The organism is Aliamphritea ceti (assembly GCF_024347215.1).
GTDB classification, from domain to species: domain Bacteria; phylum Pseudomonadota; class Gammaproteobacteria; order Pseudomonadales; family Balneatricaceae; genus Amphritea; species Amphritea ceti.
Window position 1 is genome coordinate 189,431 of the sequence record NZ_AP025282.1, and the last position, 19,424, is coordinate 208,854.

General features: G+C 48.0%; 19 protein-coding genes. 10 read left to right on the plus strand and 9 right to left on the minus strand.

Going from position 1 to position 19,424, the window contains the following annotated elements:
- The first annotated feature begins 69 nt into the window (after positions 1 to 69).
- Entirely contained in the window at positions 70 to 450 is a 381-nt protein-coding gene (locus tag OCU49_RS00790; protein ID WP_261843128.1) for a hypothetical protein, read from the plus strand.
- 14 nt (positions 451 to 464) lie between these two features.
- On the plus strand, positions 465 to 1,025 hold the full coding sequence (locus OCU49_RS00795; protein WP_261843129.1) for an LOG family protein: 561 nt from the start codon (positions 465 to 467) through the stop codon (positions 1,023 to 1,025).
- Between the two features lie 130 nt (positions 1,026 to 1,155).
- Here the strand turns inward: OCU49_RS00795 and OCU49_RS00800 are convergent, their stop codons facing one another.
- Positions 1,156 to 1,521: a hypothetical protein gene (locus OCU49_RS00800; protein ID WP_261843130.1), complete on the minus strand. Its 366-nt coding sequence runs from the start codon at positions 1,519 to 1,521 to the stop codon at positions 1,156 to 1,158.
- A gap of 218 nt (positions 1,522 to 1,739) precedes the next feature.
- On the opposite strand from OCU49_RS00800, the gene OCU49_RS00805 reads away from it, so the two are divergent.
- A complete protein-coding gene (locus OCU49_RS00805; RefSeq protein WP_261843131.1) occupies positions 1,740 to 2,213 on the plus strand; it encodes a gamma-glutamylcyclotransferase family protein in 474 nt (157 codons plus the stop codon).
- 63 nt (positions 2,214 to 2,276) lie between these two features.
- Here the strand turns inward: OCU49_RS00805 and OCU49_RS00810 are convergent, their stop codons facing one another.
- Complete coding sequence (locus OCU49_RS00810; RefSeq protein ID WP_261843132.1) at positions 2,277 to 3,044, minus strand: exodeoxyribonuclease III; 768 nt, start codon at positions 3,042 to 3,044, stop codon at positions 2,277 to 2,279.
- Between the two features lie 277 nt (positions 3,045 to 3,321).
- Between OCU49_RS00810 and pyrE the strand changes: the two genes are divergently transcribed.
- Positions 3,322 to 3,963 carry an orotate phosphoribosyltransferase gene (pyrE, locus tag OCU49_RS00815; RefSeq protein ID WP_261843133.1) on the plus strand — a complete coding sequence of 214 codons (642 nt, stop codon included), beginning with the start codon at positions 3,322 to 3,324 and terminating at the stop codon, positions 3,961 to 3,963.
- Between the two features lie 86 nt (positions 3,964 to 4,049).
- On the opposite strand, the gene OCU49_RS00820 is transcribed toward pyrE, so the two are convergent.
- Positions 4,050 to 4,175 carry a hypothetical protein gene (locus OCU49_RS00820; RefSeq protein ID WP_261843134.1) on the minus strand — a complete coding sequence of 42 codons (126 nt, stop codon included), beginning with the start codon at positions 4,173 to 4,175 and terminating at the stop codon, positions 4,050 to 4,052.
- A gap of 333 nt (positions 4,176 to 4,508) precedes the next feature.
- Between OCU49_RS00820 and OCU49_RS00825 the strand changes: the two genes are divergently transcribed.
- Positions 4,509 to 7,346, plus strand: a complete 2,838-nt coding sequence (locus OCU49_RS00825) for a DUF748 domain-containing protein (protein WP_261843135.1) — start codon at positions 4,509 to 4,511, stop codon at positions 7,344 to 7,346.
- A gap of 8 nt (positions 7,347 to 7,354) precedes the next feature.
- On the opposite strand, the gene OCU49_RS00830 is transcribed toward OCU49_RS00825, so the two are convergent.
- The 6 genes from OCU49_RS00830 to OCU49_RS00855 form a co-directional block, all read right to left on the minus strand.
- The gene (locus OCU49_RS00830; protein WP_261843136.1) at positions 7,355 to 9,106 is read right to left on the minus strand and encodes an ATP-binding protein; all 1,752 of its coding nucleotides are present in this window, start codon (positions 9,104 to 9,106) and stop codon (positions 7,355 to 7,357) included.
- A 204-nt stretch (positions 9,107 to 9,310) separates the two neighbouring features.
- Complete coding sequence (locus OCU49_RS00835) at positions 9,311 to 9,895, minus strand: superoxide dismutase (protein WP_261843137.1); 585 nt, start codon at positions 9,893 to 9,895, stop codon at positions 9,311 to 9,313.
- Between the two features lie 206 nt (positions 9,896 to 10,101).
- Positions 10,102 to 11,118 (minus strand): ABC transporter substrate-binding protein, encoded by a 1,017-nt coding sequence (locus tag OCU49_RS00840; RefSeq protein ID WP_261843138.1) that lies wholly within the window; start codon positions 11,116 to 11,118, stop codon positions 10,102 to 10,104.
- Entirely contained in the window at positions 11,109 to 13,250 is a 2,142-nt protein-coding gene (locus tag OCU49_RS00845; RefSeq protein ID WP_261843139.1) for an MFS transporter, read from the minus strand. Before OCU49_RS00845 ends, OCU49_RS00840 begins: the two co-directional genes overlap by 10 nt.
- Positions 13,247 to 14,032 (minus strand): hypothetical protein, encoded by a 786-nt coding sequence (locus OCU49_RS00850; protein WP_261843140.1) that lies wholly within the window; start codon positions 14,030 to 14,032, stop codon positions 13,247 to 13,249. Before OCU49_RS00850 ends, OCU49_RS00845 begins: the two co-directional genes overlap by 4 nt.
- Before the next feature lie 169 nt (positions 14,033 to 14,201).
- Positions 14,202 to 14,354, minus strand: coding sequence for a hypothetical protein (locus tag OCU49_RS00855; protein ID WP_261843141.1), 153 nt, complete (start codon positions 14,352 to 14,354; stop codon positions 14,202 to 14,204).
- Positions 14,355 to 14,398: 44 nt separating this feature from the next.
- On the opposite strand from OCU49_RS00855, the gene OCU49_RS00860 reads away from it, so the two are divergent.
- The 5 genes from OCU49_RS00860 (at position 14,399) to OCU49_RS00880 (ending at position 19,417) form a co-directional block, all read left to right on the plus strand.
- Positions 14,399 to 16,417, plus strand: a complete 2,019-nt coding sequence (locus OCU49_RS00860) for a type VI secretion system Vgr family protein (RefSeq protein WP_261843142.1) — start codon at positions 14,399 to 14,401, stop codon at positions 16,415 to 16,417.
- Positions 16,418 to 16,419: 2 nt separating this feature from the next.
- Positions 16,420 to 16,971: a DUF6931 family protein gene (locus OCU49_RS00865; protein WP_261843143.1), complete on the plus strand. Its 552-nt coding sequence runs from the start codon at positions 16,420 to 16,422 to the stop codon at positions 16,969 to 16,971.
- 21 nt (positions 16,972 to 16,992) lie between these two features.
- The gene (locus OCU49_RS00870) at positions 16,993 to 17,292 is read left to right on the plus strand and encodes a PAAR domain-containing contractile injection system baseplate protein (protein WP_261843144.1); all 300 of its coding nucleotides are present in this window, start codon (positions 16,993 to 16,995) and stop codon (positions 17,290 to 17,292) included.
- Positions 17,293 to 17,484: 192 nt separating this feature from the next.
- Positions 17,485 to 18,834, plus strand: a complete 1,350-nt coding sequence (locus tag OCU49_RS00875) for a type VI secretion system protein TssA (RefSeq protein WP_261843145.1) — start codon at positions 17,485 to 17,487, stop codon at positions 18,832 to 18,834.
- Between the two features lie 58 nt (positions 18,835 to 18,892).
- A complete protein-coding gene (locus OCU49_RS00880; protein ID WP_261843146.1) occupies positions 18,893 to 19,417 on the plus strand; it encodes an Hcp family type VI secretion system effector in 525 nt (174 codons plus the stop codon).
- The last annotated feature ends 7 nt before the right edge of the window (positions 19,418 to 19,424 follow it).

Here is a 19,424-nt window from a genome sequence, read left to right on the forward strand (position 1 = left end):
TAATATGGGATAGACCGTGGCAATGTAAGGGGATATTGCGTATCTCCGGACAGATTTAGGAGAGACAGGATGGCGGTAACCAGTACATTTTCATTGTTTAATACAACTATAGCGACACTGCTGGGTCTGCTTGTAGCAGGTAGCACAATGGCTGCTGATGAACGGTCTTTAAATGGTTCAGAAATTAAGCGGTTGTTAGCAGGTAATACCGCTTATCTGGACAATGGTGCTGTGCAGACATTCAGCAGTGATGGTAAGACTTTATACTTTCACGAACCCCGCCCTCTGGAGCGTGGTAGCTGGAAAATTGATGGCGATGAATACTGCTCTGAATGGGGCGGCAGCTGGACTTGCTATAAGATGACCGGAGACGGCGCAGAACGAATTACCTGGTTAGGCGCAGGCACGACTTATCCGGCCCGACTTGAAGCGGGTAATATCTTCAACTAAATAAGGGAGTAATGATGAAGGTAGCAGTTTATTGTGGTTCCAGCATGGGCAATGATGAAGTCTACGCTGAAGCAGCGAAATCGCTGGGTAAACACTTCGCTGAACAAAATATCACACTGGTTTATGGTGGCGGTAAAGTTGGTTTGATGGGGGTGGTTGCTGATGCTGTACTGGATAACGGAGGTCAGGTGATTGGTGTTATTCCAACGCATCTCAAGCATAAGGAAATCGGCCATCCGGGCCTGACTGAGTTGATTGAAGTGTCTGATATGCATGCCCGTAAAGCTAAAATGGCAGAGTTGGCGGATGCGTATGTTGCCTTGCCCGGCGGAGCTGGAACTATGGATGAGTTCTTTGAGATCTGGACCTGGGCCCAGCTTGGACATCACCAGAAGCCATGTGCGCTGTATAACATAAACGGTTTTTATGACAGTTTACTGGAGTTTATCCACAGTGCTAAAGATGCTGGCTTTACCCGGGAAGCGTTTGCCGAGATGATCATTGTAGCGACAGAGCCTCAGCAATTAATGACTGCTTACAACAATTATGAATCTCCGGCAGGGAAGTGGCGCTGACGTTCAGGTTGTTACTGCATAAAACAGAACCTTAAGTTGAAGTATGTTGGTGCTTACTATGACTGATTATCTTTAGTTATAGATGATCAGCTTTTAAGACGCTGCCAGTCTCATGCTGGCAGCGATAGTGTCAGTGTCCGAATTGATAGCCGGGTTTCACGATGAAGGGGGCGCGGAAGTCGTCTTTCATGAAGTAATAAATTTGCTGAGCTTCATCATTAATAATCTTGTAGCAGCCCCAGCCAGAACCAAAATCTGAACAGTATTTGTTGTTCTCTGCTTTCCACTTTCCTTCTGATGGTTTTGCATCACCTTCTTTCATCCACAGAGTCAGGCCTGACTCTGAAAAGTACTGTGTCGTTCTCCCGGCGAAGTGAACCCCTGCTGCTGAATTACCTTTGAGTAAAGTTTCGATTTGCTGGGTATTTAATTCGGTTTCTGCCGCATTGGCTGTAGCGGCCAGCATAAGCAGGGGAAGCATTTTAATGAAGCGCATACCAGATATCCTTATTGTCTGATGATATGGGGTATGAGTATGACCGCAAGAAGGAGCAATGTATCCGCAAGTGTTAACAGCAGTAGGAGTTTGTAGCATCAATTACATAAGCTCTCTCAGGCAGAATAACTTTCATCGCAGAATGAAGCCGATTATTATCAGGCCCGTTCCGTCGGATAATCTGGCGAGCGATAAATACAATTTAAGACGGAAATTTCATGTCGACCAATATCTTTGTTTATGGTGTGCTGCAATATGATGAATTGGTGCAGCAACTGACCGGTAATACTTTTCAAAAAGTGTCTGCTGAATTGTTGAATCATCAGCGTCTGACGTTGCATATGGAAGGCTGGTCCGACTTAGGTGTAGTGATTCCTTCTCCGGATAGTTTGGTTCAGGGGACCATTTTGCTGGAAGTTGATGATGCTGCGCTGGCGGTATTAGATGACTTTGAAGAAGCGGATACAGGCTTATATATGCGTAAGCTGGCGATTATTCGTCTTGAGAATGGTCAGGAAGCGCAAGTGTCGGTATATGCCGGCACACAAAAAGCCCGCGAGCATTTAGATGGCGAGTGGGATGAACAGGCGTTTGTCAGCAAGCATTACGCAACCTATAAAGATGAGATTATTCCCAAGTTTCTGAAAGAGCGGGCGTTGCGTCTGGCAGAGCAGTCAGACGCTGAAGAATGACAAGTCACAGATAAACAAATGCCGGCGGATGCCGGCATTTTTGTGTTTGTGTGATTTTCAGTTTCAGATATCGTAATCAATAATCACTGGAGCATGAGCAGAAAATGCAATGTCACGGAAAATGCGGGCAGACTTAACTGTTTTACGCAGGTTAGCAGTGGTGATCTGGTAATCCAGGCGGGCACCTTCATTCAGTTCCCGGGCACGGTTATATTCCGGCCACCATGTGTATTGGTGATCCGCGTGGTTTACTTCGCGGAACGCATCAACGTAGCCCATGTCTTCAAAGACATCAGCCATCCATTCGCGTTCATTGGGCAAAAAGCCTGAAACGCTCTGGTTTACATACCAGTTGCTGAGGTCTACTGGCTTGTGTGCAATGTGCATTGGGCCACAGAAAATGAATTCACGACGTTTACGCAGCGTTTTGTTCAGATGACCTTTGAGCAGGTCCATGTATTCTTCTTTCTCAGCCTGAGCTTCATCGTTCTTGAGGCCGGAAGGCATACACCATGATGCGACGCTGACTTTATCGAAGTCTGCCTGAATGAAACGGCCATGGAAGTCGCACTGTTCAAAACCGAGACCAGTCATTATGGCTTTTGGAATTTCGCGGGTATAAATAGCAACGCCGCTGAAGCCGTCTTCGAAAGCATCGAAGAAATAAGCTTCATACCCTTCAGGATGAAAACGGTCTGCATCTAACTGATACTCTTTTGCGCGCAAATCCTGCAGACATACAACGTCCGCGTCCTGCTGGACCATCCAGTCGAAAAAACCATTATCGGCAGCCTGTTCAATACCTTGGGTATTGAAGGTGATGACGCGCATAGAACAAAAACCCTGCAAAAAGTAATAAGTATAAGAAAGATTACTATCGAGCCCGCATTGTATAAGGGATACGGCCAAAATTGAATTGATTTCAACAGCGCTTTGGTGAATTTTCGGATTCAGTCTGGTGAATAAAATTACACTGATGCAATATCAGGGCATTTTAAACTGCCGTTTGAGGCTTCAAAGCTGTGAATATGCATGGATATCCATGGAGGGACAGACGTTAATCCTGTATCATGCGCGCAATTTTTAACCAGCCACCGGGAAAATCAGCATGCAGGATTATCAGAGAGAATTTATTGCTTTTGCCATCGACAAAGAAGTCTTACGTTTTGGCGAGTTCACTCTAAAATCGGGTCGTACCAGCCCGTACTTTTTCAATGCCGGTTTGTTTAACAGTGGTGAAGCGCTGGCGCGCCTGGGGCGTTGCTATGCGGCAGCGATCCAGCAGTCCGGTATCGAATATGATGTATTGCTTGGCCCTGCATATAAAGGTATTCCACTGGCGGCAACTACTTGCGTAGCACTGGCTACTGATTTTGGTCAGGATGTGCCTTACGTCTTCAACCGTAAAGAAGCTAAAAGCCACGGTGAAGGTGGTAATCTGGTTGGTGCACCGCTGGAAGGCCGGGTGCTGATTATTGATGATGTAATTACTGCCGGCACTGCAATTCGTGAAGTGATGACAATTATTGAACAGGCTGGTGCAACACCAGCAGGTACAGTCATTGCTCTAAACCGTCAGGAAAAAGGCAAAGGTGAGCTGTCTGCAATTCAGGAAGTTGAACGTGACTACAACATGCCTGTTGCATCTATCGTGTCACTGGAAAATGTGCTGACATACCTGGAAGAGCTGGGTAATAAATCGCAGGAAGTTGATGCGATTCGTGCCTACCGTACAGCATATGGCATCTGATATTGTCCGGGATTAATTTCCGGGCAAAAAAAAACACCGCTAAGGCGGTGTTTTTTTATATCTGGCAAAACTGCCAGCTGAGTGTTTTACCACTTCAGAATCGTGATCAGTGCGATAGGTACTGGCATAGTAATCCAGGCCATAGCAGCCAGATTGATGACGAACCAGATTGGTCCTGAGCTGTCACGGAAGTTTGCGTCATGATCGGCCATGATCTCACCCTTTAATTGGCAATTTTTGGGGCAACGGCGGTGTTTATATAAACGGCATATACCGCGGCAATACGAAATTGCGCAAAGGGCACCAGGTTGCATGCATAGAACTATTACTACGTCAGAAGTCATACCGCGCACTTTTTATCCGGTAATTACGGGCTGTTAAGGCCGGATTCGTAACTCCGTAAGTATCTTGTCATGACTTCAGTCGGAGAGGATTCTATCAGTTAGCGGGGGGCGACGGTAGTTAGCCGCTGGAGGAATTACACTTGTGTGTGATACTTTCGTTGCAGCACATGTTTTTTGAAAGCTTTCAGTCGGGTATTTCCTATGCGTATGCACTTTGCCGTTAAAGTGATTCTTGCCGTTGTTCTGTTCATTATTCTGTTACTGCATTCAGCGGTATATATCGGTCGTGACCTGGCGGCGGACTGGTTGTTAGATCAGGGCGCAGAATATGCAGGTATTGAGCGCCTGAAAGTTGGCTGGTTTACCGGAGAGGTTCGCCTTGAAGGTGTGGATGTTCGCACACCGGAGCAACGGGATCTTAAGCTTGAGTCTTTATATCTGAAGATAGATTTATCTGCTCTGACTGAACAGCGTGTATGGATACGTCAGTTAGATATCCGTGGCTTGAGCGGCGAAATAGTTGAGCTGCAACAAGGTGAGCACAAAGGTGTGTTGCAAATTGGCCCGGTCATTATTCCTGTCGGAGGCGAAGAAGAACCTCCAGCCCCTGCCGATGAAACCGCAAGTGAATGGCAGGTTGGGATCAGTCAATTGACGATTCAGCAGTTAGACTGGAAAACAGATTTACCTGCACAAAAACATCATTTACAGCTAACTGATGCCGGTCTGGAAGGTTTTTATTTCTGGGAGCCCCGTCATGCCAGCCAGTTAACCCTGAATGGTGCTCTGAATGCCTCGGCGTTTTCTGTTACCGGCGATGTTGTCGCTCTGGCAGATGATAAATTTGCCAATTTGAACGTGAAAATTGCGCCGTTAACGTTGCAGGCATTTACCTCTGCAGCTGTGCCGGGTCTGAAAGGAAAATTAAGTACCGATCTTGCGTTACATCTGAAACTGAATGGCGACTCAGTTAACTTACAACAAAAAGGCTTGCTGAAACTGGACGGCTTTGCCTGGCAGGATAAAGCGGTAGATGTACAGCAGCAGGCCGTCAGTTGGCAGGGCCAGATAGATGTGGCGGTTATCGATGGCGGTTTAAAGGATGCCCGGCTGGACGGAACTTTAAATGGTTCGCAAACCCAGGTGAAATTGGGAGATAGCCAACAAGCTGCACTGGCTAAGCTTAGCTGGCAGGGGAAAATCGATGCTACTATGGAGTCGTTGCAACAGCAGGGTAAGCTGGGTCTTGAGCAATTGCGCTGGCAGGATACCGGGCTGGATGTTCAGCAAGAGCAGCTCAGCTGGCAGGGTGATATAGCACTGGCATTGCCACAGCAACAACTGAAAAGCCTGCAACTAAACGGTACTGTTGCCGGAAGTGGCACTCGGGTTGAACAGGGTTCTGCACTGCAGTTAGCCTTGCAGAAATTGAACTGGCAGGGAAAGGTTGCACTGAACAGTACAGTAACAGCCGCAAAAGCAGATGCAGCTGAAACTGAAAGGGCCGCACCACAGCAAGACTTGTCGGTTACCGGTGAGAATTTACAGCTGGATGACCTGACGCTGCATAACCGTAAAGTAACATCTGATTTATTAAAGCTGGCAAGTCTGTCGCTGACGAACATCCTGTTTGAACAGCAAACGGGTTCGGCTGATGATGGTATGCGGGTTCAACTGGGTGATACTACTGTGTCGGGCATTCAGGCTCAGCATAAAAAACCGCTTAGTAAGATAGATGGTCTGAAGCTGCAACAGCTGGCATATGATTCCCGTGGTGACCTGAAAATAGATAAAGTGACTCTGCGTGGCAGTAAAAGCCATGTAGTAATTGCCAAGGGTGGTGAACCGGCGGTGATTAATGGTTATTTAGCCGCGTTGAGCGGATTGGGAGGCGATCAGCCTGCTGAAACCTCAGATACCGCTGTGAAGAAAAAATCGGGCAATACCGCGGCCAAAGCACCTGCATTGCGGGTCCGTATTGGTGAGTTGGCAGTGGCAGGTAAGAATCAGATTCTGTTCACCGACAACAATGCTGATCCTGCTTTTAAGGGTGACATTCTTATTAAGTCAGCAAGCCTGAAGCAGTTGGATACCGCGAGTAAGAAGTTTTCTCCGTTTGCTGCTGATCTTGAGCTTAAGCCTTTTACAAAGCTGAAGCTCGAAGGTAAAACCAATCTGGCTGGTGGTGGCGGAGATGCTGACTGGAATGCTTCTCTGACACAGTTGGAATTGCCGCGTTTAAGCCCGTATGCGATTGAAAATATTGGTTATTTTATTGAGAACGGCCAGCTGGCACTGACCAGTAAAGGTACCTTGCGCAATGAGCAGATTGAAGGCGAGAACAACGTTGTCATTAATCGCCTCTCAGTCGATCCGGTGAACCAGGACAAAGTGGCTGGGTTTACCAAGCAATTATCGATGCCGTTGGGCACTGCGATCATGATCCTTCAGGATGATGACGATAATATCGAGCTGGATGTTCCAATAAGTGGTTCGCTTAATGATCCTGATTTTGGCCTTGATAGCGTTGTGAAAATACTGGCAGGTAAAGGTTTAAAGCAGGCCGCATTTAGCTTCCTTGCGAAGTCCTTACAGCCTTATGGTGCGTTGATTAGTCTGGCAGAAACAGCTATTGATGCGGCATCTGATGGCACTTTCATTAATCTTGAGCCGGTGGCCTTTGCGCCCGGTTCCGCACAGCTGAATGGCAAAGCACGGGATTATCTCACCAAGGTTGAGTCTATGCTGAAAGAGCGTAAAGCGATGCGGCTGAATATTTGTGGCCAGGCGGTAGCGAAGGATGCAACGGTATTGAATGCCCAGTTGCTTGAAGCGAATACTAAGCGGGAAGAACCTCTGACAGAAGAGCAGTTAGCAGCGGAGCTGAAAAACCAGCTGACGGCATTGGCACAATCCCGTAACGACAGTGTTAAACGCCAGTTAAGTCAGCAAGTGAATGGTGAGCGTCTTTTTGTTTGCTTTGCACTGCCTAAACTTGATGATCCGAAAGCGGTTCCGGTTGCTACTTTAGGGCTGTAGGGCGATAGCTACTCGCTTAAAGATAGATGGGTTTCCTGCGAGCTGTAGCTGTCCATTATTGGAATGACTGCGGTAATTCGGGTGCCGCGGTCGTGGTTGGGGCGAATAACAAAGGTCCCGCCCAGTGCTCTTACCCGCTCGCGCATACCTATAAGGCCAAAGCCGGTCTTAAAAGCCAGAGTATCTACATCAAAGCCCTGGCCGTCGTCGCTGATCAGAAGCTCAAGCCGGTCACCGCTGATATCTCCACGCTGTCCCTTTTCCAGACGGTGCAATTCAATCCAGACATTACTGGCATGGGCGTATTTGAGAATGTTACTGAAAGCTTCCTGTGTCAGGCGGAAAAGCGTGATGTTGTAATCTTCTGACATGTCATTCAGCGCACCTTTAAAATCGGTATGCAGCTGTATGCTGTGTTCTTCAAAGCGATTGTTAGCGATACATTCTTGCAGGGCATCCATTAAGCCCAGATCATCCAGCGCGGAAGGTCGCAGGGTTCGCATCAGGCCATATGTTACATCGTAGATATTCTGCGCGATCGCGTCTATCGAGTCTGCTGTTTGATGAACGACATTGTTTTCTTCGGGGTGAATACGTTTAAGTATCTTGGCATCTGTTCGGATGGCCGTAAGTGACTGGCCGAGTTCATCGTGAAGTTCCCGGGATAAGTTACGTCGTTCTTTTTCCTGTACTGCCAATACCTGATGGGTGAGGCGGCGGTTTTCGATTAACTGGTCGCGTAATTCCTGAGTACGCATATGAATCCGTAATTCCAGCTGCTGGCGCTCTTTTTTGAGTTTTTGGTACAGCTGCGAATGCTGATCAGCTGAGCGGGTTTTTTGGCGCAGATACGCAAGTAATAGCGAATAACCACCTAATGAGCTTAATAAAATAGCCAGTAGCAGCAGGGGATTCAGGTCCTGCAAACCGATTTTCTGAGTGATATAGAGCTTAAATGACTGACCAAAGCGATTGATAGTGCGCTCATCTTCTAATACCGGCAAAAAATCTGCAGCAATTAGCTGATCATCAGGTGAACTGCGTTCGTCGAGAACAATGTCGTGTTCGCTGATTACTTGTGCCCGTGCGCCTTCATTCATAAAGTTTGCGTGAGGTAACAAGCCGGCAATATTGACAATAATTGACGATATATACAGATTTTGTGCGTTAGGTGCTGAGTTCCGGTCGTAAAAAGCCAGAAACAATGCATAAACCTGTTCACCGTTGTCGCTGATAAAGGGCGCAGATGAAACTGGCTGATGATAACGTTGGGCAAATCCCAGAGTTTCATTGACGGCGGGGTTATCCTGAAGGTTTCGTCCCATCAGATAACGGGTGTCGGCATTCAGTGGTTCAACAAAGGTGAGCGGGAAATTTGAATGTGCAAGCACCGTCCGGTTCAGGTCGGGCTGACCGAAGACAGGTTCAAAGCTATTTTTAAAGTCCGTTTCAGGCGGTGTTATATCAGCCTGTTGCTGAATCTGAAAGCGCACAATCTGTGGATAACGTCTGCGCATTTCATTGGCGTAACTGCGAATGGTAACAAAGTCTTCCGGGTTAGCGCTTACCAGGGCAGTGAAGTTTTGTAACAGAACTTCATTTATGTGGGTTTTTTCGTAAACGGAGGAATAGACATAGTGGGTGTTGTTACTCAGGCGTTCCTGCATCCGCGAGTAGTTTGACTTAATTGTCAGCCCGAACATCAAAACCGTGATACTTAGCCAGATCGCGGTAACTAGCGGAAACTGCGGCTTTAACATATGTCTGATCAATCCATGAGTAAAGGGAAGAACCCTGACACTTTAAGTCCCCGGCGAAGATTGTTATTCCTTTCAACCTTCTTCGCTGGTTGTAACTGCATGCCTCAGCTTGCAGTCCTGCAGGAAAGTTTAACGATTCTGACGGCGGAAAACAAAAAAGGCACCCTAAGGTGCCTTTTTCAGTGTATCTGCAGTGGTTGCAGATTAGCCAGCCAGGTTCTGGTTGGCGAAGTCCCAGTTTACCAGTGCCCAGAAGGCTTTCAGGTATTCAGGACGTACGTTGCGGAAATCGATGTAGTAAGCGTGTTCCCACAGATCAACAGTCAGCAGCGCAGTCTGGCCGCTAGTCATTGGTGTACCAGCGTTGCTGGTGTTAACGATTTCCAGAGAACCGTCAGCGTTCTTAACTAACCAAGTCCAGCTTGAACCGAAGTTGTTAACTGCTTTGTCGTTGAATGCTTCCTGGAATGCTGCAAAAGAACCCCATGTAGCGTTGATTGCATCTGCAACCGCGCCAGTTGGCTCACCGCCACCGTTTGGAGACAGGCTGTTCCAGTAGAAAGTGTGGTTCCAGATCTGCGCTGCGTTGTTGAAAACACCGCCAGCTGGTGCAGAAGTGATGATCTCTTCCAGAGTCTTACCTTCAAACTCAGATCCTGGTACCAGGCCGTTCAGTTTTACAACGTAAGTGTTGTGGTGTTTGCCGTGGTGGAAGTCCAGAGTTTCTGAAGAAATGTGTGGTTCCAGGGCATCTTTCGCGTATGGCAGGGCCGGTAATTCAAAGCTCATAAGTATGTACCTTCACGTCACGGTTTCAGCATAAAACCGTTAATATCGATATTAATTTGTATATACAGCCAGGCAGGAAAAACAGTTTGGCTCGAGCCTGGAGGCCGCATAATAGCACTCATAGATATGTGTTTGACAGCGAATTAAGGCCCTGCAGTTCATAGGGAAAATACACTGTCGGAAATAGGATAGACCAGAGTCAGGGGTTATTCGACATTCACTAGCTCGGCAATTTTTAACAGCTGAATCGGCGGGTACAGTTCCAGCTGGCGGGCGACCTGCATGTTAATGAAAATTGAATAGCGGTTCAGTGAAGCAATAGGCAGACTGCCTGGTTGCTGATCACCAAACAGAATTTTCTCGGCCTGGTTAGCGGCTAAGCGTCCCACATTATAGTAACGGTTTGCTACAGCGATCAGGCCGTCAGACCGGGTGACCATTACATCATAGGCGCTTGCTACTGGCAGACCATGACGGTTTGCCGCCTGAGTAAACTCATCACGATGCTGGCGATTATAAGAACTGGAACCCACGTAGACTGCGTCTACCCCTTCGGTTTTCAGGCCTGACATTATGCTGTCCAGCTGATTTGGCAGCGGTTCACTGTCAGCGCCCAATTCATAGGTGCGGCTAACCAGTTCAAAGTTCATTTCACTGGCGAGGCTTTCCAGTTTACGTGTATTCAGTACGGAGTTAATTTCGGAGGGAGAATAAATAACGCCGATACGTTTTGCTGTCAGATAGTCTTGTAATACTCGGAGTTGTACTCGCTCAGGCACTCTATTGAGGATGCCTGTGACCAGTGGTCGGCCACTTTTAGCATAGGATTTGATAATCCCGGCGCCAACAGGGTCGGCAACAATCATGAATAATAGTGGGATGTTTTGCAGGTATTGTTGTGCATCAACGCCGTTAGCTGGGCCGATAATTGCTTTAGATACACTGGTGCCCCAGGTAACCACTAAATCTGGCTGTCGCTGGCGGGCTTCATCAATAAAACCGGGTAGGCTGGATTTATTTTTAGCCGCATCACGAATCGTCAGCTCGACGGGTAGCCGGTTATCGGCAATGTATTGTTTAAAACCCTGGCAGGCTTCCTCGCAGCCTCGCCAGACCACCATATAGACCTGTGCAGGATTGGCAGCAGTAAATTCAACAGCGTAACTGATGCTGCTAAAAATCAGCAGACTAAGGGCTAAGTAACACCGGTTAATTATGCGCATGCCTGCGCCTCCTTACGGCGCATTCGCCGGAAATAATAACCGGTAAAACAACCGATACCGATAATACCTACCCCGATAATAGCCATTGCCGCACCGTAGTCGTAGAACACCAGCAGGCCGGCTACCAGTAGCGGACCTATAACACTGCCGATACGCTCACAGGTACGCAGCACGCCCAGCACAGTGGTCCGCCCTACGTCAGGTGTATATTCAGCGGCTTCCAGTGCAGCAGCAATCAAAGGTGCTTTGATGATGGCATGGGCCATGCCCATAAGAACCACTGTAATAAATACGGTGAGTATATTTGCTTCGCCGTTGAGTAACAGCAATACGGCACCTGATAGAACTGTACCGAAGACCACCAGATCGATCATGTGTTTACTGCGGTCTGCAATATGCGATGCGGTAGGTCCGAGGAAGATAATAATCAGCGCATAGATCATCATGATTCGGCCGATTTCTGCCTGCGAAGCGTCCAGAGTTATCAAATAAACCGGAACGAAGTAGTAAAGGAAGCCGGTCAGAATGATTTTCGCCGGAATAGCACAGAACAGAACAATGCCTACAAAACGGTAATTGCGGATCAGTGCTTTAGGGCCGCTGGCTTGTGCAGGTGAGGTGGCTTTATTAGTAGTAGTCGCTGAAGGTTTTTCGGTACAGCCAACTTCAGAACACAGCATTACCCAGGCAAGTGCGCCGGCGACTAAGGCCAGCATAGCTGCCAAAAAAAATACTGGTTGATAGCCAATCCGGTCGGCAATGATGCCGCCCAGAGCTGTACCGCACATTGATGCTGTCATTAGCACGCCGACAAAAACAGCCATGCCTTTGGCACGGTTTTCTTTGGTGAGCAGGGCTGCCATGTAGCCCTGGCAGCTGATGGTAATGACAGCGTAGCCAATCGCAGTAACACCACGGCCGGTAATGATAGCTTCGGCGCTGTTGGCGAATGCACAGATCAGATAGCCGCAAATGGCCGGTATCAGGCCAATCATGAATATACGTTTGCAGCCGTAGCGGTCAGCCCAGCGTCCGGCGAAGGGTGTGACCAGTGCAATAACGCCCATGAATATTGAAATAGGCAGGCCGATCATGATATCCCGGCTGATCCAGCTGTTTGGCTGATAATATTCGGCAACGAATAGCGGCATGAAGGACTTTTGCAGTTCTTCAGCGAAGGAGAATACGAATAGAGGAATTCGGGCATCGATAATACTGCCGCGACTTTCAGTGAGCACTTTTTGCAGGCTGAAACGTTTTGCCAGCTGGCGTAATTTGTCGACAGTGCTTGGTTCGTCTTTTTGTTCGATGGCGCGGTCGTATACCTGCTGAAAGTTATTTTGTATTGTCTGTGAATCCTGGTTCATGCGATTGACAAAGAAACCGACAATGCCTTTTTGCTGCTGGTTTTGTTGAACCGAAAAGTCACCTTCGGCCTGACGGGTGAGAAGTTTTTCTGAATGCTGCAGTGGCCCGGAAACATAAAACATCACCAATACCATAATGAGTTCAAAAGCAACCAGCAAAACCGCAATCAGAACGATGGCGAGGTCAAAGAAAACATTAGTAAGCTGGCTGCGGATATAGCCGTCGTTCAGGCCAATATGTACGGAGCCATAACGCACTTCATTCTGTTGCAGTGGCAGGTAGTAACCTTCCATCGACTGGCTTTCACCACTGGAGAGCAACATACGAAAAAAATCGATGCTGCCTGAGAAAAGGCTTTCCAGTGGCGGTGCGCTAATACTGTCGGTTTGCAGTAGTGTTTTATGAGATGACAGAGGCAATACCAACTGGCCAATATCACCTCCCTGATAAATGACATCTCCCTGTGGGTTACTGACGGCAATATAGGTTAGCTCAGAGTATTTATTGCTGAGGTCCTCAAGATAACTGTCCAGTCCGTTAATGCGTTCAAAAGGGATGCCGACACTGACGGCTAAACGTACATCATCCTGTACTTCTTCGGCGATCAGGTTAGCTTTCTGCAACAGTTGTGGCTTGAGCGCCATGTTAAATTCAGTAAGGGCATAAACCGCACTGAGGAGTGATGCAATAAAAGTGCTGATCAGGGTGATAACGAATAAACGGCGATTAACAAAAGTTGCCAGTCCCTGGGTGGTGTTACTCATTTATGTTCAGCTCCGGAAGCCGGGGTTACCAGTTGGCTGAGTTCCTGCTCGACACCGGATTTTATTTTCTCCCGCTGTTCCATCTGGCGGGCAAACTGATAGGCAAGTGAGTCGGTTTTTAGTGAATCGGGTTGCGGTGTTTTCTGTTTTTCACGTTGCGCGTGAATCAGGTTGAAAATCGCATTTACCTCGCCGAAGCCAAGCCGTACGGCGAGGAAAATTAAGGTGCCGAATACTAAGAAAACCGCCAGCGTCATCATCAGTAACCGGTCGTTAACCCGCAGGATATCAGCCGCGTACTGAGATTTGTCGTAATCAATGATGATACTGCCGATTAGCCCGCCGGTAGCATCAAACAACTGCAGACCGGTGAAGAGTGCATGTTCTTCATCAAAGCGCCATGCCGCTTCTTCACTGAATAGCGCCCGGCGGATGAGAGGGCTTTCAGGCGCAATACTTAGTGCTTCTGACTCGCTGGAAAAGAGTGGTTTGCCGGCACGGTCCACAATATGAATACCGCGTATCTGTGTATCGCGGTGTTTTTCCCGTATCAGTAAATCATTAAGGTTATTCATTTCCTGCAATGGCAGGCCGAGCTGTTCAGCCTTAATGACAGAGCGTTCTATAGAGGCGGTCACTACTTCGAGTTTGGACGAGACCACCGCGGACATCAGGCCTGAAAACTTTATCGTGTTCATTAACAGCAACAGCGCCAGAACACTTATCAGGATGGCCCAGATAGTGGCGATCAGCTTCAGATGAACTTCTAGAAATATTCGCATTGAATACAGGTCCGCAGAGGTTGCCCAGAGATTGGATACATATGTCTGGCTAACATTTAAGGTATGTCAAAAAGGTCAGCAAATATATCATAAATACTCAAAGTGAGGAGTGATTGAGCAGGTACAAGTGTATCGCTGATAGCCTGTGAGTACGGGGTATGCTGATGTTTCACAACAAAAACTGCTGCTTTTGTCGTAAATAGATATGAATCTTCAGGCTTTCTTTCATGCTGTTTTCAGCCGGGTCTGCAAAATACAGTCGGGTTTGTTGCCAGTGACAGTGAGCCAGAGAAGTTGTGGTGGTATGAAAAACATGTGCCACGGTTTACTATCTCGTCAATCATTGAAGATGAAGGGGAACACACGATGGCTGTGTTAAGCGATCCACAGAGCAGTAATCTGGTTGTGACTGACCATAAAGGTACAGGCTACGCTGCTACACAGTTGAGTTGCCAGAATGGCCTGTCAGCGTTGAGTAAGGTTGAAGTGGATTTGCTCAGTCTGGAAACTGATCCTTCAGCTTGGCTGGGTGAAGTGTTTAGCTGTGAACTGTTCCAGCATCCCGGTAATGACCGTACCGCATTACGTACGTTTAAAGGGGTTGTAACTGCTGTCGAATTGCTAAATACGGATAATCAGCGGCAACCGGGTTTTCGGATTGTAATGGAGCCCTGGCTGGCTTTGCTGGCCTTCAGTAGCAAGCGCCGGGTCTTTCAGAATATGACCACCCAGGCGATTGTCAGTGAGATCTTTGATGAGCTGGGTTTTAAAGGGCAATACAAAGTTGACTCAATGCCAACCGCCCAGCGTGAATATTGTTTACAGCTGAATGAAACGGATCTGGCTTTCGTCCGCCGGTTGCTGGCTGAAGAAGGCGTACATTTCTATTTCGGTAAAGACGCTGATTCCAATACTCTTATTTTACATGATGCCGCTAAGCCATTTGATAAAAGCGATAAAGTGACACTGGATGACGCCAGCGCGCCAAGTGGTGATTACGAAGTGGTGACTAACTGGTCACCGGCGTTTAAGTTTCATAACAGCAGCATTCAGCTGGGTAACTACGACTATAACCAAAGTAAATTGGTTAGCAGCAGTGCGAAAAGCAGTAAATTTAAACTGGCTGGTAATAGTAAGATCACAGAGTCACGCTATCCTGTTGCAAGTATAACCGGGCAGATGGATGACCTCAGCAGCGCGTTAGTCGAATGTTACCGGGCGCAGCGTGATACTGAATATCAGTTAATAAATGGGTTTAGTCAGAATACTGATTTATGCAGTGGTATTTATCTGAAACTGGCGGCACATAAAGACAGCGCTCAGCTGGATGATTATCTGTTGGTGAATGTCAGTTATCAGGTGAGCGTTGAACGCAATAACAGCCTCAGTTTACACGCTGACTTTAGCTGTGTGCCTCAGGGGCATGCTCATTACCCTCAGGGTTTACCTAAACCTCAGGTGCAGGGCTTACAAAGCGCTGTTGTTGCAGGCAAAGAAGATGCTGAGCCGGCTTGCGACGAGCAGGGCCGTATCCGTATTAAGTTCCATTGGGATGAAGATGCCGAAGGCGATAAAACCAGTTGCTGGGTGAGAGTCGCACAGGCGATGGCCGGCAGCAGTTATGGTTGCCAGTTTATTCCCCGCGCAGGTCAGGAGGTTATCGTCAGCTTCCTTAACGGTGATCCGGATCAGCCGGTTGTCACTGCCAGTCTGTTCAACAGCCAGAATAAACCGCCATATGCACAGGCTAATACGACTCAGTCGGGTATTAAAACCCAGTTGAAGGGCGAGTCTAACGAGCTGCGTTTCGATGATAAAGCCGATAATGAGCAGCTTTATCTGCATGCCGCCAAGGACATGTTGGTGGAAGTGCTTAATAATGCTGAAGAAAAAGTGACGGCAGAGAAGAAAGTCGCAGTAGAAAAAGATATCAGTATTACCGGCGAAGCGAACTACAGCCTGACCACCAAAGAAAATATTACGCTTGAGTCAGACACCGAATATTCACTTAAAGCTAAAGATGCGATCAGTGGTACTGCGAAGAAAATTGAGTTTGATGCGGACGACACGCTGGAGCTGGTGGTTGGAAGCAGTAAAATTTCCATGAGCAGTTCCAAGATTGAGCTGACGAGTGCTGAGATCAGTATCAGTGGCGATTCCAAAGTGAATATTAAAACTGCTCAGCTGGCAGCTGAAGGTTCGGCGTCAGTGGATATTAAGTCATCCGCCAACGTGAATCTGAAAGCCGGTGCACAGCTGAATGCGGAAGGTTTGATGGCGACGCTGAAAGGCTCAGTATCGGCGGAAGTTAACGGCGCCGCAGAGGCGAAATTACAAGCATCAGGAATGGCGACCGTTAAAGGCGGTATCGTAATGGTTAACTGATTATGTTGAAGAAAATTCCTTACCAGACTTGCCAGCCAATACTGCAACGCTATGAACCTGCAGAAGAAGTACTGGCACTTAATGAGGCGTCACCGCAACAGTTGATAGATAGCCTGCGGAAGCAGAAACTCTATATCGAGCTAATGACGTTTTTCTGCCATGCGCTGCCGATGCGTGAAACGCTCTGGTTGGCGTGTCAGGCATTAAAAATTCGCACCAAATACTGGACCGACGCAGAAAATCTCGCGATTGAAGACTGTCAGCGCTGGTTTAAAGAGCCGGATGAAGCCAGTCGTCGCCTGGCAGAACAACATGTGGCCAAACTTGAATTAAAATGTGCGCCGGGCTGGCTGGCGCAGGCTGTGTTCTGGAATGGTAGTGGCAGTATTGCTGCACTGGATCAGCCGCAAGTACTACCGCCTGAGTTTTTGTATGCGAAAGCCGCTGCAGGCGCAATTAACATGGCCGCTGCGTTACCTGAATGGCAAAAGTCAGAAGTATATAACGAGCGAGTGACTGAGTTAGCGCTGAAGCTGGCCTTGGGCGAACGCTGAAACAGGTTTTAGGAGAATAAGATGACACTGGCAGCACGCTTGACCGACATGCATGTTTGTCCAATGCAAACTCCAGCCGTTGTACCGATTCCGCATGTAGGTGGTCCCATTATTGGTCCGGGAACGCCGACTGTGCTTATCGGCAACTTACCTGCCGTTGGTTTAGGCGACAGCTGCGTTTGTGTAGGTCCGCCAGACAGTATCGTTAAAGGCAGTGCGACGGTGCTGATTGGCGGTAAGCCTGCCGCCAGAATGGGAGACAGCACAGCCCATGGCGGTTCCATCGTACTTGGATGCCCTACTGTCATGATTGGCGGTTAAAAAATGGAATATCTACATAAATAATTATTTTAACGCTTGTTTTTTCAGACAATTTTCATCTCAGACACATACTCTTGCAGCACATGTTTCAGAGTGGGTAATTAGCCCTAGAAGCACCCAGAGTTATTGTGTATGTTATATCGACGCTATAGCACGTACATAAGCTAAGTCGTCAATAGAATAAGGATTCTGATGGAAAACTTATCAGCGCCAGTCTCGGAAAGTTCGGCTGTTGGTGAATACCTTAAAGGTAACCGGGCGGTATACCGGGCATTACGAAATACCTTTAACCAGGCACAATCTGCATATCGTCAGTTGATGGAATCTCCTGAAGCGATGGTAGATAACCAGCTGCAGAATCTGAACAGTGACTGCTGGCAAACCCTTGCTGAACAATGTCAGGAAACGCTTACGCATACATCGAAAGATGTTGAAATGCTGTCCTGGCTGACGACCGCCAAAATTTTTAGCCGTACACCACTGAGGAGCTTAAACGAAGCGCTGCAGGCCTTTGTTGAAGTCGTTACTGAGTACGGTGATCAGATGCATCCCCGTCCCCCGCAGGAAAAACTGAAAGCTGAAGATGACGCCGGTCAGGCGAGCGAGTGGACTGAATTCCGCACCCGGCCGTTAGTGCAGTTACTGGGTGAGAGTGATAACAGTGGTCTGCTGTATATGCCGTTGCAGAATGTTCCGCTGATTGGTGAAATTACTTACGCCAGTTACTTCAGCGCTGAACGTGCCGGCAATATGGCTGCGCTTAAAGCGGATGCGCAACAGTTACTGGCGTCCGAACGCAGTAATGTTATTGAAACTCTGCATGCTCTGGATAGCTGTAAAGCTCATGTTGAAAGCTTACGTGACCTGTTTACCCGGCAGTGTCAGGAAGTAGGTCTCCAGCCGGTTAATTTTGGTTTCCTGATACGCTTATTTGATCAGTTGCTGAATGCACTACGTTTTATGCTGGAAGAGCAACTGACCCCCTGGCCGCTGGATGCAGTGGCTGAAGTGAAGTCTGAACCGACAGCGCCTGCACCGGATTCCCTTGTTGATACGCCGGTTATTTCTGAGGCAACAACTCCTGCAGCCGTTACCGCTGCGCCGGTTATTCAGGCTGTGGCCGCGCCAGTGTCGGTGGCAAATGTTGCCGGTGCTATTCAGTCCCGTGATCAGGCGTTTCAGAATTTACGCCAGATAGCCGATTACTTCCGCCAGACAGAACCCCACAGCCCTGTATATATGCTGATAGAGCGTGCGATTCGCTGGGGGTATTTGCCCTTGCCGGAATTACTGGCTGAAATGGTTGGCGATAACGCGGCTGTTATGGATCGTATCCAAAGTATGGCCGGACTGGAAAATAGTGAACGAATTGACATTCCGGGGAGCAGTGCTGGTGTTGCGCCAGTGAATCCGGAAAGTGCCGTCACGCAGGTGAATTTACCTGCTGAGGACAATAGTCAGGCAGTAGCGAGTGAACCAACGCCAGCAGAAACGCCGGTGGAACAAACAACGACGCAGAGTATTTCCAGTTTTGAGTGGTAATTCTGCTTAATTTATTTTGGCCGCAGAGACGGCCTTTTATATCCGAAGGAGAGTCATAATGGCTTCTATTTACATGCGAATTGATGGTCTGGATAGCATCAAAGGTGCTGCGACAATTGGCGAGATTGGTGGTAAGAAAGGTTTCTTCGCTATCGACAATGTTTCCTGGGGTGCAGTACGTGGTGTAGGTGTTGATGTAGGTAATGCTAACAACGCCGACCAGGGCATGGTTGCGCTGGGTGAACTGAACCTGTCCCGTCAGTCTGACGGTGCGACTCCACACCTGAGCACTTTCCTGTTCGCTCCGGGTGCTGAAGGTAAAACAGTAGAAGTATTGCTGACTAAGCCTTCCCGTGAAGGTAACGGCGCTGATCCTTATATGATCATTACTCTGGAAAAAGCCCGGATTTCTAACTACAACATCAGCTGCGTTGACGGTTCTCTGCCAAGTGAATCTATGTCTCTGACGTACACCACTATCACTAAGGTTTACTACCGTGAAACTGACGGCGGTAAGATTGAGAAGGGTGATACTGTTAAGTACGATGTAACTACTGCGAAGCTTGAATCTAAAGCGTCTTAATCATTAC

Excerpts from the sequence above, each read along its gene's own strand:
- OCU49_RS00850 (WP_261843140.1), bottom strand. The coding sequence starts at position 14,032 with ATGCGAATATTTCTAGAAGTTCATCTGAAGCTGATCGCCACTATCTGG.
- OCU49_RS00870 (WP_261843144.1), top strand. The coding sequence starts at position 16,993 with ATGACACTGGCAGCACGCTTGACCGACATGCATGTTTGTCCAATGCAA.
- OCU49_RS00865 (WP_261843143.1), top strand. The coding sequence starts at position 16,420 with ATGTTGAAGAAAATTCCTTACCAGACTTGCCAGCCAATACTGCAACGC.
- OCU49_RS00795 (WP_261843129.1), top strand. The coding sequence starts at position 465 with ATGAAGGTAGCAGTTTATTGTGGTTCCAGCATGGGCAATGATGAAGTC.
- OCU49_RS00880 (WP_261843146.1), top strand. The coding sequence starts at position 18,893 with ATGGCTTCTATTTACATGCGAATTGATGGTCTGGATAGCATCAAAGGT.
- OCU49_RS00860 (WP_261843142.1), top strand. The coding sequence starts at position 14,399 with ATGGCTGTGTTAAGCGATCCACAGAGCAGTAATCTGGTTGTGACTGAC.
- OCU49_RS00820 (WP_261843134.1), bottom strand. The coding sequence starts at position 4,175 with ATGGCCGATCATGACGCAAACTTCCGTGACAGCTCAGGACCAATCTGG.
- OCU49_RS00825 (WP_261843135.1), top strand. The coding sequence starts at position 4,509 with ATGCGTATGCACTTTGCCGTTAAAGTGATTCTTGCCGTTGTTCTGTTC.
- OCU49_RS00835 (WP_261843137.1), bottom strand. The coding sequence starts at position 9,895 with ATGAGCTTTGAATTACCGGCCCTGCCATACGCGAAAGATGCCCTGGAA.
- OCU49_RS00875 (WP_261843145.1), top strand. The coding sequence starts at position 17,485 with ATGGAAAACTTATCAGCGCCAGTCTCGGAAAGTTCGGCTGTTGGTGAA.
- OCU49_RS00810 (WP_261843132.1), bottom strand. The coding sequence starts at position 3,044 with ATGCGCGTCATCACCTTCAATACCCAAGGTATTGAACAGGCTGCCGAT.
- OCU49_RS00830 (WP_261843136.1), bottom strand. The coding sequence starts at position 9,106 with ATGTTAAAGCCGCAGTTTCCGCTAGTTACCGCGATCTGGCTAAGTATC.
- OCU49_RS00845 (WP_261843139.1), bottom strand. The coding sequence starts at position 13,250 with ATGAGTAACACCACCCAGGGACTGGCAACTTTTGTTAATCGCCGTTTA.
- OCU49_RS00790 (WP_261843128.1), top strand. The coding sequence starts at position 70 with ATGGCGGTAACCAGTACATTTTCATTGTTTAATACAACTATAGCGACA.
- OCU49_RS00840 (WP_261843138.1), bottom strand. The coding sequence starts at position 11,118 with ATGCGCATAATTAACCGGTGTTACTTAGCCCTTAGTCTGCTGATTTTT.
- OCU49_RS00800 (WP_261843130.1), bottom strand. The coding sequence starts at position 1,521 with ATGCGCTTCATTAAAATGCTTCCCCTGCTTATGCTGGCCGCTACAGCC.
- OCU49_RS00805 (WP_261843131.1), top strand. The coding sequence starts at position 1,740 with ATGTCGACCAATATCTTTGTTTATGGTGTGCTGCAATATGATGAATTG.
- pyrE (WP_261843133.1), top strand. The coding sequence starts at position 3,322 with ATGCAGGATTATCAGAGAGAATTTATTGCTTTTGCCATCGACAAAGAA.